The organism is Arthrobacter sp. K410C (assembly GCF_059090105.1).
This window is the reverse complement of sequence record NZ_JBNHFJ010000002.1, coordinates 1-26,766: the sequence shown is the minus strand read 5'-3', so window position 1 is coordinate 26,766 and position 26,766 is coordinate 1. Positions and strand designations below refer to the sequence as shown.

At 65.6% G+C, this 26,766-nt stretch carries 24 protein-coding genes and 1 riboswitch; of the genes, 11 read left to right on the top strand and 13 right to left on the bottom strand.

Annotated features, from left to right (window positions below; all coding sequences use genetic code 11):
* Positions 1–8 precede the first annotated feature (8 nt).
* From sdhA to AC5RU7_RS05115, 3 genes are all read left to right on the top strand, one after another.
* Complete coding sequence (sdhA, locus tag AC5RU7_RS05125; protein WP_494051384.1) at positions 9–1,808, top strand: succinate dehydrogenase flavoprotein subunit; 1,800 nt, start codon at positions 9–11, stop codon at positions 1,806–1,808.
* Position 1,809: 1 nt separating this feature from the next.
* Positions 1,810–2,592, top strand: coding sequence for a succinate dehydrogenase iron-sulfur subunit (locus AC5RU7_RS05120; protein WP_494051383.1), 783 nt, complete (start codon positions 1,810–1,812; stop codon positions 2,590–2,592).
* A gap of 93 nt (positions 2,593–2,685) precedes the next feature.
* The gene (locus AC5RU7_RS05115; protein ID WP_494010665.1) at positions 2,686–3,456 is read left to right on the top strand and encodes an alpha/beta hydrolase family protein; all 771 of its coding nucleotides are present in this window, start codon (positions 2,686–2,688) and stop codon (positions 3,454–3,456) included.
* Here the strand turns inward: AC5RU7_RS05115 and AC5RU7_RS05110 are convergent.
* The 10 genes from AC5RU7_RS05110 to glyA form a co-directional block, all read right to left on the bottom strand.
* Complete coding sequence (locus tag AC5RU7_RS05110) at positions 3,413–4,432, bottom strand: YihY/virulence factor BrkB family protein (RefSeq protein ID WP_494051382.1); 1,020 nt, start codon at positions 4,430–4,432, stop codon at positions 3,413–3,415. The genes AC5RU7_RS05115 and AC5RU7_RS05110 overlap by 44 nt on opposite strands.
* An 88-nt stretch (positions 4,433–4,520) precedes the next feature.
* Positions 4,521–5,117: a 2'-5' RNA ligase family protein gene (locus tag AC5RU7_RS05105; protein WP_494051381.1), complete on the bottom strand. Its 597-nt coding sequence runs from the start codon at positions 5,115–5,117 to the stop codon at positions 4,521–4,523.
* Between the two features lie 4 nt (positions 5,118–5,121).
* Positions 5,122–6,165 (bottom strand): tryptophan--tRNA ligase, encoded by a 1,044-nt coding sequence (gene trpS / locus AC5RU7_RS05100; RefSeq protein ID WP_494051380.1) that lies wholly within the window; start codon positions 6,163–6,165, stop codon positions 5,122–5,124.
* A 34-nt stretch (positions 6,166–6,199) separates the two neighbouring features.
* Positions 6,200–7,033, bottom strand: a complete 834-nt coding sequence (locus tag AC5RU7_RS05095) for an exodeoxyribonuclease III (RefSeq protein ID WP_494051379.1) — start codon at positions 7,031–7,033, stop codon at positions 6,200–6,202.
* Positions 7,034–7,043: 10 nt separating this feature from the next.
* Positions 7,044–7,607: a hypothetical protein gene (locus tag AC5RU7_RS05090; RefSeq protein ID WP_494010670.1), complete on the bottom strand. Its 564-nt coding sequence runs from the start codon at positions 7,605–7,607 to the stop codon at positions 7,044–7,046.
* 144 nt (positions 7,608–7,751) lie between these two features.
* Positions 7,752–8,594 carry an ABC transporter permease gene (locus AC5RU7_RS05085; RefSeq protein WP_494051378.1) on the bottom strand — a complete coding sequence of 281 codons (843 nt, stop codon included), beginning with the start codon at positions 8,592–8,594 and terminating at the stop codon, positions 7,752–7,754.
* A complete protein-coding gene (locus AC5RU7_RS05080; RefSeq protein ID WP_494051377.1) occupies positions 8,591–9,442 on the bottom strand; it encodes an ABC transporter permease in 852 nt (283 codons plus the stop codon). Before AC5RU7_RS05080 ends, AC5RU7_RS05085 begins: the two co-directional genes overlap by 4 nt.
* On the bottom strand, positions 9,435–10,412 hold the full coding sequence (locus AC5RU7_RS05075) for an ABC transporter ATP-binding protein (protein WP_494051376.1): 978 nt from the start codon (positions 10,410–10,412) through the stop codon (positions 9,435–9,437). Before AC5RU7_RS05075 ends, AC5RU7_RS05080 begins: the two co-directional genes overlap by 8 nt.
* A gap of 141 nt (positions 10,413–10,553) precedes the next feature.
* The gene (locus AC5RU7_RS05070; RefSeq protein ID WP_494051375.1) at positions 10,554–11,456 is read right to left on the bottom strand and encodes a bifunctional methylenetetrahydrofolate dehydrogenase/methenyltetrahydrofolate cyclohydrolase; all 903 of its coding nucleotides are present in this window, start codon (positions 11,454–11,456) and stop codon (positions 10,554–10,556) included.
* 3 nt (positions 11,457–11,459) lie between these two features.
* Entirely contained in the window at positions 11,460–12,758 is a 1,299-nt protein-coding gene (gene glyA, locus AC5RU7_RS05065) for a serine hydroxymethyltransferase (protein WP_494010675.1), read from the bottom strand.
* A 147-nt stretch (positions 12,759–12,905) separates the two neighbouring features.
* A riboswitch (ZMP/ZTP riboswitch) is annotated at positions 12,906–12,991 on the bottom strand.
* Between the two features lie 43 nt (positions 12,992–13,034).
* Between glyA and purU the strand changes: the two genes are divergently transcribed.
* From purU to AC5RU7_RS05050, 3 genes are all read left to right on the top strand, one after another.
* Complete coding sequence (gene purU, locus AC5RU7_RS05060) at positions 13,035–13,895, top strand: formyltetrahydrofolate deformylase (RefSeq protein WP_494051374.1); 861 nt, start codon at positions 13,035–13,037, stop codon at positions 13,893–13,895.
* 35 nt (positions 13,896–13,930) lie between these two features.
* Positions 13,931–14,602 (top strand): class I SAM-dependent methyltransferase, encoded by a 672-nt coding sequence (locus tag AC5RU7_RS05055; RefSeq protein WP_494051373.1) that lies wholly within the window; start codon positions 13,931–13,933, stop codon positions 14,600–14,602.
* Positions 14,603–14,670: 68 nt separating this feature from the next.
* Positions 14,671–15,189, top strand: a complete 519-nt coding sequence (locus AC5RU7_RS05050) for a gamma carbonic anhydrase family protein (RefSeq protein ID WP_494010678.1) — start codon at positions 14,671–14,673, stop codon at positions 15,187–15,189.
* Between the two features lies 1 nt (position 15,190).
* Here AC5RU7_RS05050 and AC5RU7_RS05045 read toward each other — a convergent pair whose 3' ends face one another.
* Together AC5RU7_RS05045 and AC5RU7_RS05040 are read right to left on the bottom strand one after the other, a co-directional pair.
* The gene (locus AC5RU7_RS05045; RefSeq protein WP_494051372.1) at positions 15,191–16,927 is read right to left on the bottom strand and encodes a flavin monoamine oxidase family protein; all 1,737 of its coding nucleotides are present in this window, start codon (positions 16,925–16,927) and stop codon (positions 15,191–15,193) included.
* A 51-nt stretch (positions 16,928–16,978) separates the two neighbouring features.
* A complete protein-coding gene (locus AC5RU7_RS05040; RefSeq protein WP_494051371.1) occupies positions 16,979–18,484 on the bottom strand; it encodes an amino acid permease in 1,506 nt (501 codons plus the stop codon).
* 109 nt (positions 18,485–18,593) lie between these two features.
* Here AC5RU7_RS05040 and AC5RU7_RS05035 point away from each other — a divergent pair, with 109 nt between their 5' ends.
* Positions 18,594–20,279: a PucR family transcriptional regulator gene (locus tag AC5RU7_RS05035; RefSeq protein WP_494051370.1), complete on the top strand. Its 1,686-nt coding sequence runs from the start codon at positions 18,594–18,596 to the stop codon at positions 20,277–20,279.
* Here the strand turns inward: AC5RU7_RS05035 and AC5RU7_RS05030 are convergent.
* Positions 20,276–21,070: a nitrilase-related carbon-nitrogen hydrolase gene (locus tag AC5RU7_RS05030; RefSeq protein WP_494051369.1), complete on the bottom strand. Its 795-nt coding sequence runs from the start codon at positions 21,068–21,070 to the stop codon at positions 20,276–20,278. The two genes, AC5RU7_RS05035 and AC5RU7_RS05030, sit on opposite strands and share 4 nt — an antisense overlap.
* A 204-nt stretch (positions 21,071–21,274) precedes the next feature.
* On the opposite strand from AC5RU7_RS05030, the gene AC5RU7_RS05025 reads away from it, so the two are divergent.
* From AC5RU7_RS05025 to AC5RU7_RS05010, 4 genes are all read left to right on the top strand, one after another.
* Positions 21,275–22,465: an ROK family transcriptional regulator gene (locus AC5RU7_RS05025; protein ID WP_494010683.1), complete on the top strand. Its 1,191-nt coding sequence runs from the start codon at positions 21,275–21,277 to the stop codon at positions 22,463–22,465.
* Positions 22,466–22,596: 131 nt separating this feature from the next.
* Positions 22,597–24,159: a multiple monosaccharide ABC transporter ATP-binding protein gene (mmsA, locus tag AC5RU7_RS05020; protein ID WP_494051368.1), complete on the top strand. Its 1,563-nt coding sequence runs from the start codon at positions 22,597–22,599 to the stop codon at positions 24,157–24,159.
* A gap of 45 nt (positions 24,160–24,204) precedes the next feature.
* Positions 24,205–25,491, top strand: a complete 1,287-nt coding sequence (mmsB, locus tag AC5RU7_RS05015) for a multiple monosaccharide ABC transporter permease (protein ID WP_494010685.1) — start codon at positions 24,205–24,207, stop codon at positions 25,489–25,491.
* A gap of 50 nt (positions 25,492–25,541) precedes the next feature.
* Entirely contained in the window at positions 25,542–26,639 is a 1,098-nt protein-coding gene (locus AC5RU7_RS05010; protein WP_494051367.1) for a substrate-binding domain-containing protein, read from the top strand.
* The last annotated feature ends 127 nt before the right edge of the window (positions 26,640–26,766 follow it).

Genomic DNA, 26,766 nt, shown 5'->3' with positions numbered 1-26,766 from the left:
CATCTGGTATGCAGGTCCATAAGTACGACGTCGTCATCGTCGGTGCCGGTGGCGCTGGCATGCGCGCCGCGATCGAATCAGGTCAGCGTGCCCGCACAGCAGTACTGACCAAGCTCTACCCCACCCGCTCGCACACCGGTGCGGCCCAGGGTGGCATGTGTGCAGCCCTTGCCAATGTCGAGGAAGACAACTGGGAATGGCACACGTTCGACACCGTTAAGGGTGGCGACTACCTGGTTGACCAGGATGCCGCGGAGGTCATGGCCAAGGAAGCCATCGACGCCGTGCTTGACCTGGAAAAGATGGGCCTGCCGTTCAACCGCACGCCCGAAGGCCGCATCGACCAGCGCCGCTTCGGCGGCCACACCCGCGACCACGGCAAGGCGCCCGTCCGCCGCGCCTGCTACGCCGCGGACCGCACCGGCCACATGATCCTGCAGACGCTCTACCAAAACTGCGTCAAGCACAACGTCGAGTTCTACAACGAGTACTACGTCCTGGACCTCCTGACGGTTGAAGAGGACGCGGTCCGCGAGGACGGCACCCCCTACAAGCAGAAGCGCGTGGCGGGCGTGGTCTCCTACGACCTCGCCTCCGGTGAACTGCACGTCTTCCAGGCAAAATCCGTGGTGTTCGCTTCCGGCGGCGCCGGCAAGGTCTTCAAGACCACCTCGAACGCCCACACCCTCACCGGTGACGGCATGGGCATCGCCTTCCGCCGGGGCATTCCGCTGGAGGACATGGAGTTCTTCCAGTTCCACCCGACCGGCCTGGCCGGCCTGGGCATCCTCCTCTCCGAGGCTGCCCGCGGTGAAGGTGCCATCCTGCGTAACTCCGAGGGTGAGCGCTTCATGGAGCGCTACGCCCCCACCATCAAAGACCTGGCACCCCGTGACATCGTGGCCCGGTCCATGGCCAACGAAGTCCGTGAAGGCCGCGGCTGCGGCCCGAACAAGGACTACGTGCTGCTGGACCTGACCCACCTGGAGCCGGCCCACATCGACGCCAAGCTTCCGGACATCACCGAGTTCGCCCGCACCTACCTTGGCGTCGAGCCCTACACCGAGCCCGTTCCGGTGTTCCCCACGGCGCACTACGCCATGGGCGGCATTCCGACGAACATCGAAACCGAGGTTCTCCAGGACAACGACACCGTTGTCCCCGGCCTGTTCGCCGCCGGCGAGGTGGCATGTGTGTCCGTGCACGGTTCCAACCGCCTGGGCACCAACTCGCTGCTGGACATCAACGTGTTCGGCAAGCGCGCGGGCATCGCGGCGGCTGAGTACGCCAAGACCGCCAGCTTTGTGGAACTGCCGGAGAACCCGACGGCGTACACCACCGAACTGCTGGACATTGCCCGCAACGGCGTTGGCAACGAAAAGGTGGCGCAGATCCGCAAGGAACTGCAGGACACCATGGACGCGAACATGCAGGTGTTCCGTACCGCAGAAACGCTGAACCAGGTGCTGCAGGATATCGCCTCCTTCGAGGAGCGGTACAAGCGCATCAACGTCCAGGACAAGGGCAAGCGCTTCAACCTGGACCTGCTCGAAGCCGTTGAGCTCGGCTTCCTGCTGGAACTGGCCAAGGTAATGACCGTGGCCGCGCTGCACCGCGAGGAATCCCGCGGCGGACACTTCCGCGAGGACTTCCCGGAACGTAACGACGAGAAATTCATGAAGCACTCCATGGCGTACAAGGACGACCACGCTCCGGCTGACGGATCGGCAGAAGCAATTGCCGGCATCCGCCTCGCCACCAAGCCGGTTGTCTTTACCCGCTACGAGCCGATGGTGAGGAAGTACTAAGATGTCCGCTGAAATCGCTGAGCCAGCCTCAAAGATTGAACTGCCTGCCGGCGTCGGCGGTGGCGGCGAGATCCCGACGTTCGATGTGCACATGCGCGTCCGCCGGTACAACCCGGAGGTCTCCGAAGAGGCGACCTGGGATGATTTCCACCTCACCATGTACGGCACGGACCGCGTCCTGGACGCCCTGCACAAGGTCAAATGGGAGATGGACGGCAGCCTGTCCTTCCGCCGCTCCTGCGCCCACGGCGTGTGCGGATCCGATGCCATGCGCATTAACGGACGCAACCGCCTGGCCTGCAAGACCCTGCTGAAGGACCTGGACACGTCCAAGCCCATCACGGTGGAACCCATTAAGGGCCTGCCGGTGGAGAAGGACCTCATCGTGGACATGGAGCCGTTCTTCCAGTCCTACCGCGAGGTCATGCCGTTCCTTATCAACAAGGGCCACGAGCCCACCCGGGAACGCCTGCAGTCCGCCGAGGACCGAGAGCGTTTCGATGACACCACCAAGTGCATCCTGTGCGCCGCGTGCACGTCCTCCTGCCCCGTGTTCTGGACCGACGGCCAGTACTTCGGCCCGGCGGCCATCGTGAACGCACACCGCTTCATTTTCGATTCCCGCGATGATGCCGGTGACATGCGCCTGGAAATCCTGAACGACAAGGAAGGCGTGTGGCGCTGCCGCACCACCTTCAACTGCTCCGAGGCATGCCCCCGCGGCATCCAGGTGACGCAGGCGATCGCCGAGGTCAAGCAGGCAATTCTTTCCCGCAAGATCTGACCAGGGATCAAGCGGACGACGGCGTCGCTCACTTGTACGGAAAACGTACGGTGAGCGGCGCCGTCGTCGTATCAACGACAGAAAGGGGACGCGGTGTCCCGCTCCGAAAAAGTCTCGTTCGCCGGCTCCACGGGGGAAATCCTCTCCGGCATCATCGATGTGCCGGAAGGCCCGGTGAAGGGCTGGGGCGTCTTCTCGCATGGCTTCACCCTGGGCAAGGATGCACCGTCGGCTTCCCGCATGTGCAAAGCCCTGGCGGACAGCGGCGTAGGCATGCTGCGCTTCGACAACCTGGGCCTTGGCGGTTCCGGCGGGGAGTGGGCCGCGGGTTCGTTCAGCCATAAGGTGGCGGACACGGTCAAGGCTGCCGAGTTCATGCGGAATGAAGGAAAGGCGATTTCCCTGCTGGTGGGGCACTCTTTCGGCGGCGCCGCAGTGTTGGCCGCCGCCAGGGAGATTCCGGAGCTCGACGCCGTCGCAACAGTCGGCGCCCCCTTCTCACCCAAGCACGTTGCGCATGTCTTTGACGCTGCACTGGACAAGATCCTGAGTGAGGGCAGCGCCGAGGTGGACCTTGGCGGCAAGCGGGTGGAGATCCGCAAGCACTTCGTGGAGGACCTGGAGAGGGCTGACCTCACAGACTGCATCCGGCAGCTGCACAAGCCACTGATGGTGCTCCACTCCCCCACGGACAACACCGTGGGAATCGAGAATGCCAGCACCATCTTCCAGACGGCCCGCCACCCGCGCAATTTTGTGTCCCTGGAGGGCAGCGACCATCTGTTGACGGGCAAGGGCCAGGCGGCACGGGCCGCACGGATTATCGCTGCGTGGGCCGACCAGTACCTCGACGCCGGGCAGTAGCGGCTTTGCCGTCCTCGGAGTAGAGCGGGGCCTTCCCGGGCTGGACCGGTACTTTACCCGGCTGCACCTGGCGTGCGCCCCACATGCCCTTGTCGTGACCTGAGGGGCCGTGCCGAAGGTCTGCTTCCCGGATGGCAGCCCAACCTGCAGAGATCAGGTACACCTGGCTCACCAGGTTGAACCAGATCAGGAGGCCGATGATGATGGCGAACGGCGCAAGGATGGGGTTGCGGCTGGCGCCTGCCAGCAGTTCGGTGCTGAAGATCTGAAGCACGCCGGTGCCCAGCGCCGCCAGGACGGTGCCTTCCAGCAGTGCCCTGCGGGACAGTTTGAGGCTCGCAGCGACCTTATACATGATGAACGCCGTTGCCCAGCCCAGGACCAGGGGAACAGCAATCTTGACGGAGGTGGTCAACGGCCCCGCCAGCGCGTCATCGAGCCGCAGGAAGTCCGAGACCCACCCCGCAGCGGCTCCGAACACCAGGGAAGCCCCCGCGCTGATCACCAGCGCAACACCCAGCAGCAGCAGCGTTCCGGCATCCCGCAGCTTCAGGAGGATGGGGTTGACCGTCAGCGGCGCCAGCTGCAGGACGCCGCGCAGCCCCTCCCGGATACCGGAAATCCAGCGCAGCGAGGTGACCACCGTGACCAACGAGCCGATCACAGCTGTCCAGCCCAGCCCATCCGGGTTCAACAGGTCCTGCGGATCCACCAGCCCGGGGTCGCCGTTGAGCTTCAAGAGCCCGGGCGCACTCGATGCCACACTGTCGATCACCGTCTCCAGCAGGGCCGGCTGTCCCCGCAGGACCAGGCCGGCAATGGAGAAGCCGGTGGTGAGGAGGCCGGTGATGGAGAAAAACATGTTGAAGCCGATGCCGGCGCTCATCAGCGGGCCGCGCTGAAGGGTGTAGTGCCGGAGCGCGCGCATCGGCCGAAATACGTTGAGCCGGGCCAGGATCCACTGGAACATGGCCATCAGTGCGGCCAGGGGGCCTCCGCCGGACCTGCGTGCCCTTCCCCAGTCAATCCGTTTCTGGATGACGGCAAGCTTCAGCTGGGCACGTTCAGTGGGAAGAGGCTGCTGCTCCGCCTGCTTTGGCTGCGGCTTCCGCGGCGGCTTCCGCGAATCTGGTGCCGGCGTGGTTGTCAGTTTCGCTCCCAAAGTCCAGCTCTTCCCGTAGCTGCCAAATGCCGTCTGCATCGTGCTCGTAAAGACCCATGCTAACCACGGGGAAGGTGGCCCTGTAGTTCTTCAGCGCCGTTTCCGCCTCATCAAGGCTTTCCGGGGCGACGTCGTGGGCTATGGTGACGTGCGGATGGTAGGCGAAGGGAAGTTCCCGCTGGAGCGGGCCCTGCTGGAGTTTCCCGTGTAGCTCAACACAGTCCTCGAACCCTTCCTCCACGTTGATGAAGACCACCGGTGAAACGGGTCGGAAAGTCCCCGTGCCGGCGATCGTCACCATGAACGGGCTCTGCCGACGCGCCACCTCGCGCACGTGCTCACACGTGGCTTCCCAGTCATGCGTGGGCGTGGTGGTCACCAGGGTGATGTGGGCAGGCACAACATCCGCCAGCGGGTCGCCGAAGGACGCCCGCCAGCGCTGCAGCTCCTCCGCAATGTCAGGAGGGAACCCCAGGATGACGCCTACGCTGGATGCCATGGCGCTAGCGGACTCCCGCGAGGCTCAGGGAGGGCAGGAAGCCCATGCGCTCATACACCTGGCCAAGGGTGACCGAGGCAATCTCGCGGGCACGTTCAGCACCGAGGGCCAGCAGCCGGTCCAGCTCTGCCGGGTCGGACATCAGCTCGTTGGTGCGGTCCCGCAGCGGGGTGACGAACTCGACCACCACTTCGGCGAGGTCAACCTTCAGGTGGCCGTACATCTTGCCCTGGTACTCCGCCTCCAGCTCCGCGATGGACTTGCCGGTCAGCGAGGAGTAGATGGTCAGCAGGTTCGAAACCCCGGGCTTCTCCTCGCGGTCGAACCTGATCTCGGTGCCCGCGTCCGTCACTGCGGATTTAATGCGCTTGGCCGCGATCTTGGGGTCCTCAAGCAGCTGGATGGCCCCGTTGGGCGACTCACCGGTCTTGGACATCTTGGCACTCGGGTTCTGGAGGTCGTAAATCTTCGCGGTTTCCTTGACGATCGTCGCCTCCGGAACGGTGAACGTTGTCCCGAACCGTGTGTTGAAGCGCTGGGCCAGGTTGCGGGTCAGTTCCAGGTGCTGGCGCTGGTCCTCCCCTACCGGTACCAAGTCCGTCTGGTAGAGCAGGATGTCCGCTGCCATCAGGGTGGGGTACGCGAAAAGCCCGAGCGTGGCGGCGTCCGCACCGGACTTCTGGGTCTTGTCCTTGAACTGCGTCATCCGGGAGGCCTCACCAAAGCCCGTGATGCAGTTCAGCGCCCATGCCAGCTGCGCATGCTCGGGCACGTGGGACTGGACGAAGAAGATGCTCTTGTCCGGATCGATGCCGGCGGCGATGTACTGTGCGGCCACGATCCGGGTGCGCCTGGCCAGGTCCGTGGGGTCGAAGTCGACGGTGATGGCGTGCAGGTCGGGAATGAAAAAGACGGCGTCGTACTCCGCTTGCATGTCCACCCAGTTGCGGACGGCACCGATGTAGTTGCCGAGGTGCAGCGAGTCCGCAGTGGGCTTGGCACCGGAGAGGATGCGCTTCTTGGCGGCCGGGGAGGTCTGGCTAGTCATGGGAAGGAAACTTTCGGGGCTTGGAGCTGCGGGCTTAGAGCTGGTAGTCCACTACCAGGGGTGCATGGTCGGAGAAGCGGGTGTCGTACGAGGCAGCGCGGTCCACGACGGCGGAGATCGCCGAGGCTGCCAGCGCGGGTGTCGCCATGTGGTAGTCGATGCGCCAGCCTGCGTCATTGTCAAAGGCCTTGCCGCGCCAGGACCACCAGGTGTAGGGCCCGTCCATCTCACCGGACATGGTGCGGTGGACGTCGCGCCAGCCGATCTCTTCACCGAAAAACCGGTCAAAGTAGGCGCGTTCCTCCGGGAGGAAGCCCGCCTTCTTCAGGTTGCCCTTCCAGTTCCGGATGTCCAACGGCGTGTGGGCCACGTTCAGGTCCCCCACCACCAGGGCGTGGTCGCTGTGCTTGGTCAGTTCCGGCAGGCGCGTGCTCATGGCGTCGAGGAAGCGGTACTTGTCATCCTGCTTCGGCGTGCCCGCCTCGCCGGAGTGCACGTAGGCGCTGGCGACAGTCAGTTGCACGCGCTCACCGGCAGCGTCGGTCAGCCGGAAATCGGCTTCCACCCAGCGCCCCGCGGTGGCGAAGTAGTCGTCACCGATGCCGTTCCGGGTGGCCAGGGGCTCTTCCCGGGAGGCGATGGCCACCCCTGCGCGGCCCTTGGCTTCCGCCTCAGCGTGCAGGATGTGCCAGCCATCACCCAGCAGCTGGCGCACGACCGCGTCCGGGGCCCGGACCTCCTGGAGGCAAAGGATATCCACCTCGCGCGGTTCCAGCCAGGCCGCCATGCCGTTCTTGTAGGCGGCCCGAAGGCCATTGACGTTGACCGATGCGATGCGAAGGTGGTCCTTCTTCAATGCCGAGCTCACCCGCTCCACTCTAGTCGATGATGGTGCCGGTGACCGGTTCTCCGCTGCCGCCCGAAGACTTGATCATGTCGCGGGCGTTGGTGGCTGTGATCTCGATGGTCTCCAGGGCACGGTTAATGGTGTCCTGGTTGGCCGCGGCTCCCTTGGCGCGCTCATCCTCCACCACGCGGACCTGCACCTGCACGATCTTGAACGAGTGGTCCAGCTTAAGGTCGCGGACCTCGTCCGCCTCGCTGCGTTCGGACACCACGCGCGTCCCGCCATGGTTGACCGCGGACGACGACGGGCCGCGGCCGGCTGCCGTAGTGAAGGCGTTCTGGGCTTCAGTCAGCTTGGCTCCGGCCTTCTTGGCAGCCTTCTGGATGCTGAACACCACGAAGCAGGCCAGCAGGAGCCAGAAGAGGGCGATCACGGCAACAACCCAGCCCACGACGTCGTTCTGGTTGGCCGCGAAGATGACGGCCACAACGAACGCCGTCACCAGGACCATCAGCCCGGGACCGCTGATGCGGAACAAGGAGAAACCGCCCCTGGCGGGTTTGGCGGATGACTTGGAGCTGCCCAGAGATTGCATGAACCTATTCTCTCAAACCCCGGGGTGTGCTCCCGCCCGCTTCCACCTCCGGCGAACAGCGCCTCCCTCCCCCAACCCATTAGCGCCAACTGTCGTTACGGGGCGCCAAAACGACAGTTGGCGCGGCTTGGTTGGGCCCGGGGACTACTTGAGGAACAAGGCCCGCAGGCGCAGCGTGGTCAGCAGCATGCCGACGGCGGTCATCGCCAGGTAGTAGCCAATGTGCAGGGGTGTTGCGGCAGTGAAGGTCCCCACGCTGATCTGGCGGAGCAGTTCCACCCCGTGCCAGAGCGGCATGGCCTGGATGAACCACTGGATGGGCTGCGGGTAGACGCTGAGCGGATAGAACGTGGCGCTGAATAGGAACATGGGGAGCAGGATGAAGTTGATCCAGTCCATCTGCTGGAAGGTCTTCAGGAAGCTGGTGATGCCCATCCCCATGCTGGCGAAGCCAAACGCGATGAGCACCGAGGCCGGGACCATCAGGAGCGCCCAGGGCGAGGTGATCAGCCCCATCACCCCCATGACGGCGGTGAACCCGGTGGCGTAGAGCATCCCCCTCAGCAGCGCCAGGAAGATCTCGCCCAGGGCAACATCCAGCGGTCCCAGCGAGGTGTACAGCATGCCCTGGTACAGCTTGGCAAAGTGCATCTTGAAGAAGACGTTCCACGTGGAGTCGTACACCGCCCCGTTCATGGCCGAGACGGCGAGCAGGGCCGGTGCGATGTAGGCCGCGTAGCTGATCTCGCCGCCGCCCGGGCCCTCCACCGTCCCCACGATGGCTCCCAGCCCCACACCCATGGACACCAGGAACAGGACCGGTTCGAAGAACCCGGACAGCATCACCAGCCAGTTGCTGCTCCGGGTGGCCATCAGCCCGCGCGAGATGACCGCCCTGGCGTTGCCCGAATAGAGCCTGCCGAAAGGCCTGTTGAGGGCTTCCTCAGTGGCGCTTCGTCCCCCTGCCGGAGGTGCTGTCCGGCTCATTGGCCCATCCTTGCCGCGAACCGGCGCCGGGTCAGGACCCAGCCCATCACGGCGAGGCCCGCCAGGACCCCCACGTGAACCAGTGTCAGCAGCGGCGGTTCCTGGTAGCCGTAGCTGGCCACGCGCCCCAGTTCGGTGCCGTGCCAGATGGGTGAGATCCAGCCGATCCAGCGGACCGCCAGCGGGAGCGTGTCCAGCGGAAAGAAGGTGCCGGAGAACAGGAACAGCGGCATCACGATCAGCCGCATCACCAGGGCGAACTGGCCCTTGTCCTCGGTGATGGACGCGGAATAGGCCATCAGCGGCAGCCCGAAGGCCAGCCCGGCGAGTGTTGCCACCAGGATGCCTGCCCACGCGCCGCCGGACGGGGCGGCGCCAAACAGCGCGACGGCGGCGAAGTAGACAGCGGACTGCAGGAGCAGGCGGAGCGTCACGGCCATGATGTGGCCGGCCGCGATCTGGGCCGGCGTCAGCGGGGACGCATGGGGGCCAAAGTAGGTCCGGCGCCATTTGAAGCCGGCCATCACTGGGAAGGTGAACTCGTTGGCGGCCGTCATCACCGCGGCGGACACCAGCAGCGCCGGCGCGATGAAGGTCAGGTAGCTGACTCCGCCGAAAGCGTCGGCACCCTGCCCGTCCACCAGCGTGGCAAGTCCTACCCCCATGGCAAAGAGGTAGGCGACCGGCTGGCCCACGCTGTACATCAGGATGGACCAGCCGTAGTTCTTCATGACCCGGAGCACTTGCTCCGCGAAGTAGAAGGCACCCCAGCGGCGGGCCTTGGCAGCGGCGACTTCAGGGCCGTGCGCCTGCAGCGCGGAAGGGCCTGGCAGCCCCTGCTCAGTCAACGAGGCTCCTGCCTGTAAGCCGAAGGAAGACGTCCTCCAGTGATGACCTCCGGACCAGCGAGGTCAGCGGCCGCAGGCCACGGGACGCCACCTGCTCAAGCGCGCCCTCGCCGTCGTCCGCATAAATCAGCACCCGGTCCGGCAGCACTTCCAGCCGTTCCCCGATGCCGTCCAGCTCCGCGCCGATGGTGGCGTTCCGTTCTGATCCGAACCGCAGTTCCACCACCTCGCGGGTGGAATGCTCCCGGATGAGCCTGGCCGGGGAACCCTCGGCCATGATGCGTCCCTTGTCCACCACGATGAGCCGGTCGCACAGCTGCTCCGCCTCGTCCATGTAGTGCGTGGTGAGGATCAGCGTGACGCCCTGCTCCTTGAGCCGGAACAGCCTGTCCCACAGGACGTGCCGGGCCTGCGGGTCCAGGCCTGTGGTGGGTTCGTCGAGCAGCAGGATGCGTGGTTCGTTGATGAGCGAGCGGGCGATGGTGAGGCGCCGTTTCATGCCGCCGGAGAGGGCGTCCACCTTGGACTTCGCCTTGTCCGTCAGCTGGGCGAACTCCAGCAGTTCGTCGGCTTTGGGGCGCAGGTAGCTCAGCGGCAGGCCGAAGTAGCGCCCGTACACGATGAGGTTGTCCCGGACGCGCAGTTCCTCGTCCAGGTTGTCCTGCTGCGGCACCACGCCCAGGTGCGCCCGCACTTCCGGCCCCGAGGAATCCGGGTCCAGGCCCATGATGCTGAGGCTGCCGGAGGTGCGCCCGGTGACCCCGCCGATCATCTTCATGGTGGTGGACTTGCCCGCACCGTTGGGACCCAGCAGGCCAAAGGACTCGCCCGCCGGCACCGTGAACGAGATGCCGTCCACCGCCACCACGTCGCCGTACGTCTTGGTCAGGTTTTCGGCCGCGATGACTGTGCCGCGCGGCGGCGGGCTGCCGGCCCGTGCGCCCGCGGGCAGGATGGCTTCGTTGTGCACCCTCCGCAGACTAGTGGAGGGCCAGGGGATGTGGAAGGGGACTTGCAGTTCCGGCGTGCCGGAGGGGATTAACGGACGACGGCGGCGCGGCGCCTTTCGTGCGAAAGGTGCCGCGCCGCCGTCGTGCGCATTGGAAGGGAACTAGGCTGTGATGCCTGCCTGGCGTTCCGCGGCTTCCACCACGTTGGTCATCAGGAGCGCCACGGTCATGGGCCCAACGCCGCCTGGGTTCGGCGAGATCCAGCCCGCCACCTCGGCGGCGGCGGGGTCAATGTCGCCGTGGACCTTGCTCTTGCCCGTTTCGGGATCGGTTTCCCGGGTGACGCCGACGTCCAGCAGGGCCGCGCCAGGCTTGACGTCGGACGCTTTGACGATGTGCTTCACGCCTGCGGCGCCCACGATCACGTCGGCCTGCCGCAGCAGCCCGGACAGGTTCGTGGTGCCGGTGTGCGTCAGGGTGACTGTGGCGTTGACGTTCCGGCGCGTGAGCAGCAGCCCAATGGACCGGCCGATCGTGACGCCCCGGCCAACCACCACCACGTGCTTGCCCGCAAGGCTGTAGCCGTTCCGCTCCAGCAGTTCGATGACGCCCCGGGGGGTGCAGGGCAGCGGCGAGGTGATCTCGCTGTTGACGTTCAGCACCAGCCGGCCAAGGTTGGTGGGGTGCAGTCCGTCGGCGTCCTTGGCTGGGTCGATGCGCTCCAGGATGGCGTCGGTGTCCAAATGCTTGGGCAGGGGCAGCTGCACGATGTACCCGTGGCAGGCGGGATCCGCATTGAGTTCATCAATGAGGGCCTCCACCTGCGCCTGGGTTGCATCTGCCGGAAGCTCGCGCTGGATCGAATTCATCCCGATCTGCACAGACTGCTTGTGCTTCATGGAGACGTACAGCTGCGAAGCCGGGTCCGCGCCCACCAGCACAGTGGCAATGCCGGGAACGACGCCTCTGGCCTTGAGTGCGGCCACGCGTTCGGTCAGCTCCGCCTTGATGGCAGCGGCGGTAGCCTTGCCGTCGAGGATCTGTGCAGTTGTGGTTTCAGGCATGGGTCACCACTGCTCGTGCTGCGGGTAGAGCGGGAAGTCCGCGGCCAGCTTGTCGACGCGTGCCTGCAGGGCCTCGACGTCGGCGCTGCTGCCGGCCTTCAGGGCGGTGGCGATGATCTCGGCAACCTCGGTGAATTCGGCAGCGCCGAATCCACGGGTGGCCAGCGCCGGGGTGCCGATCCGGAGGCCGGAGGTGACCATCGGCGGGCGGGGATCGAACGGCACGGCATTGCGGTTGACGGTGATGCCCACCGAGTGCAGGAGGTCCTCGGCCTGCTGGCCGTCCAGCTGGGAGTTGCGCAGGTCCACCAGGACCAGGTGCACATCGGTGCCACCGGTCAGGACGGAGACGCCAGCCTCGGCGACATCCGCCTGGTTCAGGCGGTCGGCGATGATCCTGGCGCCTTCAAGGACACGCTCCTGGCGCTCCTTGAATTCCTGCGTGCCGGCGATCTTGAAGGCCACGGCCTTGGCGGCGATGACGTGCATCAGCGGTCCGCCCTGCTGGCCCGGGAACACGTTGGAGTTCAGCTTCTTGGCCCACTGTTCCTTGGCCAGGATCACGCCGGAGCGCGGACCGGCCAGCGTCTTGTGCACGGTGGAGGTGACGACGTCGGAGTGCGGGACAGGGCTCGGGTGCAGGCCGGCGGCAACCAGGCCGGCGAAGTGTGCCATGTCCGTCCAGAGTAGTGCGCCCACTTCGTCCGCGATGGAGCGGAAGGCTGCGAAGTCAAGGTGGCGGGGGTAGGCGGACCAGCCGGCGATGATGACCTGCGGCTTTTCCTTGATGGCCTGTTCGCGGAGCTTGTCCATGTCGACGCGGAAGGTGTCTTCCTCCACCTGGTAGGCCGCTACTTCGTAGAGCTTGCCGGAGAAGTTCAGCTTCATGCCGTGGGTCAGGTGGCCGCCGTGGGCCAGGGACAGGCCCAGGATCTTGTCGCCAGGGGTGATCATGGCGGAGAGGGCTGCCGCGTTGGCCTGCGCACCGGAGTGGGGCTGGACGTTGGCGTATTCGGCGCCGAACAGGGCCTTGACCCGGTCGATAGCCAGCTGCTCTGCGACGTCAACGTACTCGCAGCCGCCGTAGTAGCGGCGGCCCGGGTAGCCTTCGGCGTACTTGTTGGTGAGGACGGAGCCCTGGGCTTCCATCACGGCGCGGGGCGCGAAGTTTTCGGAGGCAATCATCTCCAGGGTGCCGCGCTGGCGGCCAAGCTCCTGGTCCAGGACTGCGGCGATTTCGGGGTCCAGCTCGGCCAGCGGCTGGTTGCTGACGGCTGTGGTTGAGGTGGCTGTGGTAGTCACGGAGAACTCCTGGCTAGGGATTGGGCACTGCTTAGGTCAGGCTACCGGCTGGCGCGTCTTCGCACCGCGTTGATGAACGGGCGTGAAAGCGCGGGGCATGGCGCTGCAGCACTGGACGAAGTGCAGCCCCACTTCCGGCAAGACATGACCCTCGGCCCAGGCGTACGATCCGTGGTCTTCGTGATTGCCGCTCCCTGGTGGTTAGCCACCCAACGCCAGTTGCGACCCTTCCAGCCTACCAAAACCGGTGCCCGCCGCGCGGGTAGGCTTGTACGCGTGAGTGAACAGCAGCTGAACCAAGCGTATGTAGTAACCCTGTCCTGCCCCGACCGGCCCGGAATCGTCCACGCCGTGGCAGGTGCCCTGCTGGTGGCAGGCTGCAACATTCTGGACTCACAGCAGTACGGCAGCCCCGCCACCGGGAACTTCTTTATGCGCGTGGAAGTGACGACGGCGGCATCCGCAGCGGAGCTGCGTGCGGCGCTTGAGCCGGTGGCTGAGGCCTTCGGCATGCAGTGGGGCCTGCACGCCGTGGGCCAGAAGGTGCGGACCCTGGTGATGGCCAGCACGTCCGCCCACTGCCTGAACGACCTTCTGTTCCAGCAGCGTTCCGGCACCCTGCCGGTGGAGATTCCGGCCATCGTCTCCAACCACCAGGACCTGGCCGGGCTGGCCGATTTCTACGGGATCCCGTTCCACTACATCCCCGTGACCAAGGACACCAAGGCCCAGGCCGAGGACAAGCTGCGGGCCCTGATCGCCGAGCACGACGTCGAGCTGACGGTCCTGGCCCGTTATATGCAGATCCTGTCCGATGAGCTGTGCACCGAACTGACGGGCAAGGCCATCAACATCCACCACTCGTTCCTGCCCTCGTTCAAGGGTGCCAAGCCGTACCACCAGGCCCACGCCCGCGGCGTGAAGCTGATCGGCGCCACCGCCCACTACGTCACGGCCGCACTGGACGAGGGGCCCATCATCGAGCAGGAAGTCATCCGCGTGGACCACGCCCGTACCCCCGAGCAGTTTGTGCAGATGGGCCGCGATGTCGAGGGCCGCACCCTGGTCCAGGCGGTGCAGTGGCACGCTGAACACCGGGTGCTTCTGGACGGCAACCGGACGGTGGTTTTCAACTAGCTCCGGAACCAGCCGCCCGGCCCTAGGCTGAAGCCATGGCTGACGCACCGAAGCACGCGGACCACGAGGCCGACCTCGCACTGTTCTATGACCGGCAGGCCAGGGTCCGCAACACCCGGGCTGCCACACCCAACCGTGTCGAATGCCGGGAGTGGTTCATCCGGCTGCTGAAGGACGAACACCGGCACTCCGTCATCGAACTCGGATGCGGCACGGGCGTCGAGGGCCTTGAGTTTGTCCGTGCCGGCCTGCACTACTGCGGCGTGGACCTGTCCGGCGAAAGCGTCCGCCTTGCAGCCGCCAAAGGTTTGAACGCCAGTGTGGCCAGCGGACGAAGCCTGCCGTTCCCGGATGGCTCCTTCGCTGCCGGCTGGACCATGAGCACCCTGCTGCACGTGCCCAACAGCCTTATCCACGAGGTCGCCAGCGAGCTGGTGCGGGTCTGCGCGCCTGGCTCGCCCATCGCCGTCGGACTCTGGTCCGGGGACGATGAAGAAGTCCTGAACCCGGAAGACGACGAGGAGCCGCGCAGGTTCTTCAGCCGCCGGAGCGACGCTTCCGTCCGCCGGATCTTCGGCGAACACGGCGAGGTGGAACACTTCCGTACGTGGCCGGAGGGAACCGGGGACGACTCAGGGCCGGGACGGGGCGCCTGGACCCAGCACTACCAGTTCCTGGTCCTCCGCACCCCGGGGTCCCCCAACTAGGCGCGGACGACAGAGTCATACTTGGGGCACACAAGCCAGCCCGCCCGGGAGTGGCCTAGGGTGTTGCCATGGCTCCCCTGTACCCCTTCGCCGGCAGCAGCCCGGCAGTCCACGAATCAGCTTTCGTTGCTCCTACGGCGTCCATCATCGGCAACGCCAGCCTGGGCCCGGACGCCAGCGCCTTCTACGGCGTCTCCGTGCGGGCCGACACCGCTGCCATCTCGGTGGGCGCGGGCAGCAATCTGCAGGACAACGTGGTGCTGCATGCCGACCCCGGTTTCCCCTGCACGGTAGGCGAGCGCGTCAGTGTGGGGCACGCCGCCGTCGTGCACGGCTGCACAGTGGAAGACGACTGCCTGATCGGCATGGGCGCCACGGTCCTCAACGGCGCGGTGATCGGCGCCGGCTCGCTCGTGGCGGCCGGCGCCGTGGTCCTGGAAGGAACCGTGGTCCCGCCCCGCTCGCTCGTGGCGGGCGTTCCGGGGAAGGTGCGCCGTGAACTCACTGATGAGGAGTACGACGGCGTGCGCGCCAACGCTGCCCGGTACGTCGAGCTCGCGGCCCAGCACCGGCAGCTTCACTCCTGAATCAGTCCAGGTTGATAGGGCCGATGGCGCCCAGCAGTTCGCCCGGGCCGGGGTTGGCCGGCGCCGACGAACCGCCCAGGTGGTTCACCACGCCCCACACCGCGTTCAGGCCCGTCGTGACCGCACCTTCGGCCCAGCCGGCGGTGAAGGAGACGTCGTCGCCGGCGAGGAAGATGCCGCGCTGGGATTCGGGCAGCCGGTCCTGCTTGAAGTGCGTGAACAGCCGCTGCTGGTAGCGGTAGTGCCCCGGCAGGTTGGCCTTGAAGGCACCCATGAAGTTGGGGTCCGCCTCCCACGACACGGTGATTGGTTGGCCCACGATGTGGCTGGCGATGTCCACGCCCGGGTAAATCTGCTCCAACGAGTGCAGCATCAGTTCCACCCGCTCGTCGGCGTCCAGGGCGAGCCACTTCAGCGCGTCGTCGTTCCACGTGTAGGAGAGCAGGATGACGGCGGGCTGGTCTGGGCCGTTGTCCAGCAGGTAGGTGGCGCGGTTGAGCCGGTCGGTCAGGGTCATGGACAGGACCTCGTTGCCGGTTTCCGGATCGATGTCCTTCCAGAACGGCCGGTCCACCATCACGAACGTCTTGGACGACTGCATGTAGTGAGAGCGCTCGATGGCGGTCCACAGCTCCGCCGGAAACAGCGCCTCCTCGGTGTGGATCCGGGTGGACAGCAGCCAGGACTGGCACGTTGTCACCACGGCCGGGTAGCTGGCTTCGCGGCCCCACCGTTCGCGGACCCGCAGGTTACCGTCCGGGTCGCGGCTGATTTTGCCGACAGCGCCGCGGGGCGAGCCGGAGTGCAGTGACGCCAGCGATGTGCCCTCGGGCCAGTGCCTCATGCCCGACGGCGCGTGCTGCCACAGTGCCTCGGGCAGCCGTTGGGCTCCCCCGCGGATGAGCCGGTGCTGGTCGTCCGCATCCGTGTACACCACCCGCAGGATTTCCAGGATGGAGTTGGGGAAGTCGGTATCCCAGCCGCCGGTGCCGAAGCCCACCTGCCCGAATGCCTCGCGGTGCGCGAACCCTGCCTCCTTAAAGGACTCGCTGGCGGCGATGAACCCGTAAAACGTCTGCTCGTCCATCAGTGGCAGCAGCTCGTTCCACAGCTCCTTGATCCGGGCCGTGTCCCGCGCACGGATGGCGTCCTGCATCTGCGCGAACTTGGCGCCGTCGTTCACTGCCGACTTCCACGCGTCCGCAACCTCGCGGAAGAAGGGCGGAAGGTCGGTGGGCTTCTCCGCGTAGTGCTTCTTGCCCGCGAGTTCGATCACCGTGCTGGAGGTGGCCTCGGCCAGCGGGTTGGGGAAATCCTGCGTCTCCAGGCCCAGCAGGTCAATGTAGTGGTAGAACGCCCTGCCGGAGACCGGGAACCGCATGCCGCCCAGGTCCGCAACCACACCCGGGGCAGCCGGGAAGGCGGCGGTGCGGAGCCGCCCGCCGATCTGGTCCGCTTCGTAGACCACTGGGCGGAGGCCCAGCTTCATCAGCTCATATGCCGTCACCAGGCCGGACAGCCCCGCACCAATAACCGCAACTTCGGTGCCCAGCATGTCCTCCGGAACGGATCCCAGCCCGTCCGGGTGCGCCAAGTAGTGGTCGTAGCTGAACGGGAAGTCCGGATTGAGCATGGTGATGGGCGCGGTTTGCTCTTCCGGGCGCCGGCTGACGCCGTCCTCTGTCAGGGTGGAGGTGCTGGACGGGTCGGAGGCCGGAAGTTCAGTGGCGATGGTCATGGAAGGTCTGCCTTTTGTTGATTCGGGGCGTCGGTAAGCGGCTAGGGGCGGTCAGGACTTGTTAGGGGACATGGCGGACAATTCACGGTATTCCCCCTCATCCAGGGCCGCCACCCTGGAGTTGCGCCGTCCGTAGGCGAGGTAGGCGGCCAGGCCCACCAGCATCCACACGGCAAAGGTCACCCAGGTGTCTGCGCCGAGGTTGGCCATCAGGTAGCCGCACATCAGCGCGCCAAGGATGGGAGTGAGCGGGAACAGCGGAACCCGGAAGGTCCGTTCCAGTTCTGGCCGCGTGCGGCGGAGGTAGATGACCGCCACATTCACCAGGGCGAAAGCGAACAGGGTACCGATGCTGGTGGCGTCCGCGAGCGCGCCCAGCGGCACCAGTCCGGCGGTCAGCGCGACGGCGATGCCCACCAGCAGCGTTCCGGCCACGGGGGTGCCGGTACGGCGGGAGACGCGGCCGAAGACGGCAGGAATGAGGCCGTCGCGGGACATGGACAGCAGGATGCGGGTCTGGCCGTAGAGAACGGTCAGGACAATGCTGGCGATTGCCAGGACGGCGCCCACGGCGAAGACCAGGGCAATCCACGGCTGGCCGGTGGTCTCTTCCAGGATCTTCACCAGGGCCGCCTCGGTGCCGTCGAACCAGCCCCAGGGGCGGGCGCCGATTGCGGCCACTGCCACCAGCACGTAGATGGTGGTGACAATCAGCATGGAGAGCATGATGGCGCGCGGCAGGTCCCGCTTGGGATTGCGGGCTTCCTCACCGGCGGTGGAGGCGGCGTCGAAGCCGATGTAGGAGAAGAAGACGCGGGACGCGGCGGCGGAAACCCCGGCGGCGCCCATCGGCAGCAGCGGTTCGAAGTTGCCTGCGTTGAAGGCGGTGAAGGCGACGGCGCAGAAGAAGAGCAGGATGCCTACCTTGACCACCACGATGGCGGTGTTGATCCAGGCACTTTCCTTGGCGCCGCGGACCAGCAGGACGGTGGCCAGCACCACGATGACCATGGCGGGGATGTTGACCATGCCGCCGTCGCCCGGAGGCTGGGAGAAGGCGTCCGGCAGTGCTGTACCGAACACGGCCAGGGCTTCGTTCACATATTGCCCGGCGCCAACGGCCACTGCGGCTACGGACACCGCATACTCAAGGACCAGGCACCAGCCGCAGATCCACGCCATGCCCTCGCCCATGGTGGCGTAAGTGTAGGAATAGCTGGAGCCGGACACGGGCACCAGGCCGGCCATTTCCGCATACGACACCGCTGACAGCAGCGCGGCCAGCCCGGCGATCGCAAAGGATATCCAGATGGCCGGACCGGCCAGCGGCACGGATTCACCGAGGATAACCAAGATGCCGGTGCCCAGCGTCGCGCCCACGGAGATCATGGTCAGCTGCAGGACGCCGAAGCTGCGGACAAGGCGGGGTCCGCCTTGTCCGGACTCGGCCTCGTTGACCATCTGGGCGATGGGCTTACGGCGCAGCAGCTGCGCTCCAAGGGTGGGGCGGGCGGCCGCGCGGGCAGGTACCTGGCCCGAAAGTGTAGGCACAGTCATCGTTGACGTCCGTTCGTGTCGGTGGATGGTTGGACTGGTTTTCCCCTCACCCAGCGTAGGGGTGTGAGCCGCATCTCAAGCTGTGCAAAATGCCCTATAGTCTTCACTCATGAGACGCAATGCACCAGAGAGCGAGTCCGCTTCCGGCGGGCTGCCTGCCCAGCTGGACGCGGTGACACTGAACCAGTTCCTGGCCAGGCTGCCAGCCGGGGTGGCGATGCTGCACGATGCCGGCAACGGCCACACTCCCCTGCGGTGGGTGGAGCCCAGTGAACTTGAGGACCCTACGCCGTACCTGCTTGATGGCGAGTTCGTGCTGACCGCCGGGCTTCCTTTCAGGCGTGGGGGCAGCGGCCCCGGTGACGACGGCGGTACGGGCCGCGGCGGCGAGGGAGCCGCAGAGGGGGCCGACGCCGACGCCTACGTCCGCCGCCTCGTCGCGGCGGGAGTCGCGGCACTCGGGTTCGGCCTCGAACCGTACTTCGCCGCTGTGCCCGGTGATGTTGTGGCGGCCTGCCGGAAACACGGCCTGACGCTGGTGGCGGTGCCCGCCAGCATCCCGTTCGCTGCGCTGGGACTCGAGTTCTCCAAGCTGCTGGAATCAGGAAACGCCCAGGTGTTCCGCCAGCTCGCCGAGACCAACCGCCATCTCATGCGGGCGGTCCTGTCGCCACGGCCGGAGCACGAGTTGCTGGCGGCCCTGGCAGAGCGGGTTCCGGCATGGGCCATCCTGGTTGGCGCGGACGGCAGGGTCCGCGCCCGGGCGGGCACCGCCGTCGAACTTTCCACACTCCAGCCGCTGCTCAAAAGGCTCCTCACCGGAAGTGGCCCGCGCGTGGAGACCGAAGCCTTTGATGTTCCAGGATCAGCGTTGGTGTTCGGCCACCCGCTGCGGAGCACCAGGGACGCCACCCTGGGCGGCTTGCTGCTTGGCACGGACAAGCCGCTGACCCCGGCGCAGAACAACGTGGTCTCCTCGGTAGTGGGCCTGCTGGAACTCCTGGTCCGGCAGCGAACCAGTGGTTCCCTGGCTCCCAGCCAGCTGGCCACGGCGTTGCTCCTGCATCCGGAAAGCATTGCAGGGGCCAGCACCACGGAGCTGAACACCATGAGGGACCTGCTGGCGCAGAGCGTCGGGGGCACCCGCAGCGGGCTGGTCCGGGTGGTACAGGGAATCCGGCCCAAGGCAGCGGCTGCCGCTGACGGTCCCGTGCGCGAACTGCTGCAGTGGCGGCGGCTGTTCGATACGAAAATGGTGGAACTTACGGACTACGGCTTTGCCGCCGTGACACGGCTGAAGGTGGAAGACCAGTTGCTGGGCGAGGTGGAGCAGCTGGGCTGGCGGCTGGTGGTGGGCCGGGCCACGGAACTGCCAGGCCTTGCCGCCGCCTACCGCAGCGCTTCGGCATTGCGTCCCCGGGTCCAGGCCACCGGGACCACCGTCCGGGAAGAAGAACTGACGTGGTCCGTCACGGGCCTTTTGGGCGTTGAGGCAGGCGGGATGCTGGCTTCCCGCCTGCTGGCGCCTGTTCTTGGGCAGGAGCCGGAGCGCCGCCAAGCCCAGCTCCAGGTCCTCCGTGCATGGTTGGGCGCGAACGGCAACTGGGACGCGACAGCCAAGGACACAGGACTGCACCGGAACAGCGTCCGCCGGCAGATCAACGCCCTGGCGGAAATCCTGGATGTGGACCTGGCGCACGCCGGAACGCGGGCCGAGCTATGGATCGCCCTGCAGTTTGCCGACTCCGCGGCGTTGCCAGGCAGCGGAGCGCCAGCCGGCGATACAGGTACTTAGGCTTCCCAGGCGCGGTAGAGGTCAGGGCGGCGCTCGTCCAGATAGGGCACGGCGGCCCGCTCACGCTTCGCCGCTTCCGCATCCACTTCCGTGAAGAGCAATTGCGGCCCTTCCCCCGCTGCGGCCAGCAGCTTCCCGTCCGGCCCGGCCACAACGCTGCCGCCGAGGAACCTGCACCCGTCCTCCACTCCCGAATGGTTGGCGTACGCGACGGTCAGCTGGCTTTCAAGTGCCCGGGCCCGCAGCAGCACCTGGGGGACGTCGTCGAACCCATGGGCCAGTGCCGTGGGCACCAACAGCAGCTCGGCACCGCCGGCCGCCGCGGCGCGCACGGCTTCCGGGAATTCCACGTCGTAGCAGATGACCATGGACGTGGGGATCCCCTGGAAGTCCACGACGGCGGGACGCTCTGCTGCCGGACTGAAGGCGGCACGCTCGTCGGGTCCGAACAAATGGATTTTCCCGTACTCCAGCAGCACATCCCCGTTCGCAGCCAGCAGGGTGGCGCTGATCTGCCAGTCCCCCTCGGCCGTGACACGGGGAAGGCTGTAGACCAGCCCGATGCCGTGATGGCGGGCGGTGGCGGCGAGCCTTTCGCGAAGCACGGGGAGGATTGCCGGATCCAGCCCGGACCGGACTTTCCGGGGGGCGTACCCTACCGGGAAAAGCTCCGGGGTGACCAGCACGCGGGCGCCGGCCGCTGCTGCTTCCCGGGCGGCGGCATCGATGACGGCACAGTTGGCCTCAGGATCAAGGACTGCAGAGTTTGCCTGCAAGAGTGCCAGCAGCACCGCTACCACCTTCCATCGTTGGAGCGGCCGCGTGATGGGCCGCTCTTCCCAGCGTAGCCAGAGAGGCCGGGCAAAGGACGGGGCCATTTGCACCGCAGGGCGAACCTAGGCGGCCGGATCGTCCCGGCCCTCCGCACGCGGCCCTGCAGCAGTAATGCGTTAACTTCTTGACGCCAAGACTGCGGATAGGGCAATCTTCTTAGCATGTCCGCAACCCCGCGCTCAACGAGGAGCAAGCCAAAAAATCCGGGTTCCCAGTCTGCCCTGCGGCAGTTGAACCAGCAGCGGATCATCGAGAGCCTGATGGGCGGTCCGTCCACCCAGGCAGAGCTTGCCCGGCAGACGGGCCTCTCCACCGCAACGGTGTCCAACATCGTTAAAATCATGCTGGACACGGGCCTCGCATCCACGGAACCGATCACCAGTTCCGGCCGCCGGGCGCTGAACGTCAGGCTCAACAGCAACGGTGCCGTGGCGGTGGGGATCGACTTTGGCCGGCGGCATCTGCGGGTGGTCCTCGCTTCGCTCAGCTACCACATCATTGCGGAGGAATCGGTGATGCTTCCCCTCGGCCACCAGGCAGAGGAGGGGATCCAGGCCGCCGTCGTCCTGCTGGACAAACTGTTGCAGGACAGCGGCATTGAACGGTCCGCCGTGGTGGGTGCCGGCGTCGGAATTCCTGGACCCATCGACCGCCGGACCGGAACCGTGGCGCAGGGGGCCATCCTTCCCGAATGGGTGGGTATCAACATCCTCCAGCACCTTGAGGAAACCTTGAGAATCCCCGTACTTGTTGACAACGACGCGAATCTGGGCGCGTGGTCGGAGGTGACCTGGGGGCAGCACACAGGGGTCAGCAACCTGATGTTCCTGAAGATCGGTTCGGGCATTGGCGCAGGGTTGATCCTCAACGGCGCCCCCTACTACGGGAACGTTGGGATCACCGGCGAGATAGGCCACGCGACCATTCACGAGCAGGGCCTCGTCTGCCGCTGCGGGAACCGCGGCTGCCTGGAAACCATTGCCTCCACCACCACCATGATCGAGCTCCTGAGCCGCGGCGAGGACCGGCCCCTGACGCCTGCAGACATCGTCCGGAAGGCCTTGAACCGTGACCCCGCGACGCTGCGCGTCGTGGACGACGCAGGTCTGTCCGTGGGCCGCGCCCTGGGCAATGTCGCCAACCTGATCAACCCGGAAGTGATCGTAGTGGGCGGGCCCCTGGCGGGCCTCGGCGACCTGCTGCTGGACCCGATCCGCCGCGGCCTCGTGCGGCACGCGGTGCCCGTGATCGGCGAAACCACCACCCTGACCATGTCCTCCCTCGGGGACCGCGCCGAAGCGCTTGGGGCGGCGGCGCTGGTGTTCCAGCATGCCGGAATCAGGAAAAGCTAGACCGTTTCGTTATCCGGCAATTGCGTTCAAGACTTGACGACAACAGCTGTGATCCAGTTTACTTTTTCATCAGACGGCCCTGCGCTTTGCCGGCCGGACAAAGAAGTCATTGCATTGGAGGGTTAGGGCTTATGACGTCCCAGGCCACGCAAAACGAACCGATCATCCTGGAGATGCGGTCCATCACCAAGGAATTTCCCGGCGTGAAGGCGTTGGATAACGTAAGCCTGCGGGTTAAAGCGGGAGAGATCCACGCGATCTGCGGTGAGAACGGCGCCGGCAAGTCAACCCTGATGAAGGTCCTTTCGGGGGTATATCCCTACGGCAGTTACGACGGCGACATCGTCTACCAGGGGCAGGTCCAGCAGTTCCGGGACATCCGGGCCAGCGAGCACGCCGGCATCGTGATCATCCACCAGGAGCTGGCGCTGATCCCGGAACTGTCCATCATGGAGAACATCTTCCTGGGCAACGAACCCACCAAGCGCGGTGTCATTGACTGGGCGGAAGCACGGCTCCGGTCCCTGGACCTCCTGGCCCGGGTGGGCCTGCGCGAGGACCCCGACACCCCCATCAAGGAAATCGGCGTCGGCAAGCAGCAGCTGGTGGAAATCGCCAAGGCCCTGAACAAGTCCGTGAAGATCCTTATCCTGGACGAGCCCACTGCAGCGCTGAACGAGTCTGACTCCCAGCACCTGCTGGACCTGATGCTGGGCCTGAAGGGCAAGGGCATCACCAGCATCATCATCTCCCACAAGCTCAACGAGATTGAGCAGATTGCCGACGAGATCACCATCATCCGTGACGGCAAGTCCATCGAAACGCTGAACGTGAAGGCCGACGGCGTGGATGAGGACCGCATCATCAAGGGCATGGTGGGCCGCGCGCTCGAATCCCGGTTCCCGGACCACACGCCCAAGATCGGCGAGGTGTTCTTCGAGGTCAAGAACTGGACCGTGGGGCATCCCAACGTGCAGGACCGGCTGGTCTGCAAGAACTCCAGCTTCTTCGTCCGCCGGGGCGAAATCGTCGGGTTCGCCGGGCTCATGGGCGCGGGCCGCACCGAGCTTGCCCGCTCCGTCTTCGGCCGCTCCTACGGCCGGTTCATCAGCGGCCAGATCTACAAGGACGGCAAGGAAATCACCCTGAAGTCCGTCCGCCAGGCCATTGACGCCGGGCTGGGCTACGTCACGGAGGACCGCAAGTCCCTGGGGCTGAACCTGCTGGACGACATCAAGACCACCACGGTGGCTGCCAACTTGAAGAAGATCAGCCGCAACTTCGTGGTGGATCCCAACCAGGAATTCACGGTGGCTGAGCAGTACCGCAAGTCGCTGCGCACCAAGACCCCGTCCGTGGAGGAAGGGGTTGCCAAGCTCTCCGGCGGCAACCAGCAGAAGGTGGTCCTGTCGAAGTGGATGTTCACCGACCCGGACCTGCTGATCCTGGATGAACCCACCCGCGGCATCGACGTTGGCGCCAAGTACGAGATCTACGGCATCATCCAGCAGCTCGCCAACCAGGGGAAGGGGGTCATCGTCATCTCTTCGGAGCTCCCCGAACTCCTGGGCCTGTCCGACCGCATCTACACCATCTTCGAAGGCGCCATCACCGGCGTCCTCAACAAAGACGAGGCCAGCCAGGAAAGCCTGATGAAACTAATGACCTCCGCACGAAAAGCCGAAGCCGCCTGACCCTCTGGATCATCCCAGAACCTTCCGGACACAAGGACTGACACCATGAACGCCCTCAAAAAGCTGTTTGGCGGCAACACCCGCCAGTTCGGCATGATCTTCGCCCTTGTGGCACTGATCGTCTTCTTCCAAATCGCCACCGACGGCCGGACCCTCACCCCCGGCAACGTCATCAACCTCTTCAACGGCAACTCCTACATCCTGATCCTGGCCATCGGCATGGTCCTGGTCATCATCGCCGGGCATATCGACCTCTCCGTGGGCTCCATTGCAGCCTTCGTAGGGGTCACCGTTGCCCTGGCCATCAGGGACTGGGGCATCCCCTGGTACGCCGGCGTGCTCCTGGGCCTGGCGCTCGGGGCGCTGATCGGCGCCTGGCAAGGGTGGTGGGTCGCCTACGTGGGGATACCCGCATTCATCGTCACGCTCGCCGGCATGCTCCTCTTCCGCGGCTTCAACCAGTTCGTCGGCAAGTCCAACACCATCCCGGTCCCGAGCGATTTCCAGTACCTCGGGGCAGGCTACCTTCCCGAAGTCGGCCCGAACACCGGGTTCAACAACCTCACCCTCCTGCTGGGCATCGCCGCCGCTGCATTTGTGGTCTGGGGCGAACTCCGGTCCCGTGCACGCGCCAAGGCCCTCGGCGCGGAGGTCCCGGAAATGTGGGTCACCGCACTGAAACTGGTCCTGATCGCGGCCGCCATCCTCTACGCCACATACCTCTTCGCCACCGGTCGGCCCGGCACGTCGTTCCCGATCCCCGGCCTCATCCTGGCAGTCCTGGTCCTGATCTACGGCTTCATCTCCTCCCGCACCGTCCTGGGCCGCCACGTCTACGCGGTGGGTGGCAACCGTCACGCGGCCGAACTGTCCGGCGTCCAGTCCAAGAAGGTCAACTTCCTGGTCATGATGAACATGTCCATCCTGGCCGGCCTGGCGGGCATGATCTTCGTGGGCCGGTCCACCGCATCCGGACCGTTCGACGGCGTCGGCTGGGAACTTGACGCCATCGCCGCAGTCTTCATCGGCGGTGCAGCTGTCACCGGCGGTGTGGGCACCGTGGTCGGATCCATTATCGGTGGCCTGGTCATGGCAGTCCTGAACAACGGCCTGCAGCTCCTGGGCATTGGCGCGGACCTCACCCAGATCATCAAAGGCCTGGTGCTCCTGATCGCCGTCGCCTTTGACGTCTACAACAAGAGCCAGGGCAAGAAGTCGATCATCGGCCTGCTCACCCAAAACTTCAACCGCCCCTCCGGTGGCGGCCCCAGCAACCCCCTCCAGCCGGACGAGACCACCTCCACCAAGGAAGCAATCGCCCGGGAAGCCTGAGCCTTACAGCCTGAATAGCGTTTCACCACAAAAGAGAAAGAGAACCAACAATGCGTATGTTTGGTAAAGCAGGAAAGGCCGCAGCGGTAGCTGCCATCGCAGCACTGGCGCTGACGGGCTGCGGCCGTTCGGAAACCGGCACGGGCGGCGGGACCGAGGGTGCTGGCGGATTCGAAGAGGGCGCCTCCATTGGCGTCGCACTTCCGCAGAAGACCAGTGAAAACTGGGTCCTCGCGGAGAAGCTGTTCAATGAGGGCCTCAGCGAGGCTGGCTTCAAGCCTGACGTGCAGTTCGCCAACGGCGGCGTGTCCGAACAGCAGAACCAGATCAGCGCCATGGTCACCAAGGGTGCCAAGGTCATCATCGTGGGCGCCATCGACGGCTCCCAGCTGGGCACCCAGCTCAAACAGGCCAAGGATTCCGGTGCCATCGTCATCGCCTATGACCGCCTGCTGCTGAACACCGAGAACGTGGACTACTACGTGGCTTACGACAACTTCAAGGTGGGCGAGCTCCAGGGCCAGGCACTGCTGGAAGGCCTCGAAGAGAAGAAGGGTTCCGGTCCTTACAACATCGAACTCTTCGCCGGCTCCCCTGACGACGCCAACGCGAAGGTCTTCTTCGACGGCGCCATGAGCGTCCTCAAGCCGAAGATCGACGACGGCACCCTGAAGGTCCTTTCCGGCCAGACCGACTTCGAACAGGCTGTCACGCAGGGCTGGAAGGCTGAGAACGCCCAGCGCCGCGCAGACACCCTGCTCACCGGCAGCTACTCCAGCGAGTCGCTCGACGGCGTCCTCTCCCCCAACGACACCTTGGCCCGCGCAGTCCTGACCTCCGTCAAGGCCGCCGGCAAGGAGATCCCCGTCGTCACCGGCCAGGACTCCGAGGTTGAGTCTGTCAAGTCGATCATGGCCGGCGAGCAGTACTCCACCATCAACAAGGACACCCGCAAGCTCGTGGAGCACGCCATCACCATGGTGAAGGACCTCCAGGCCGGCAAGGAACTGGAGATCAACGATCCCAACTCCTACAACAACGGGGTCAAGACTGTCCCGGCCTACCTGCTGGAGCCAGTCATCGTCACCGCCGAGAACGTGAAGACCGCTTACCAGGGCGATCCCGTACTCGAACCCATCACCAAGTAGTCCCACTCCGGAAAAGCCCGGTCCTCCGCTTTGAACTGGTCCCCAAAAGTTGGACTCGTGAATGTGCGAGGAGTCCACTTTAGCGTCCAGTGATCCGGTACTTCTCAGGAAAGCGCTCCGTCCCATT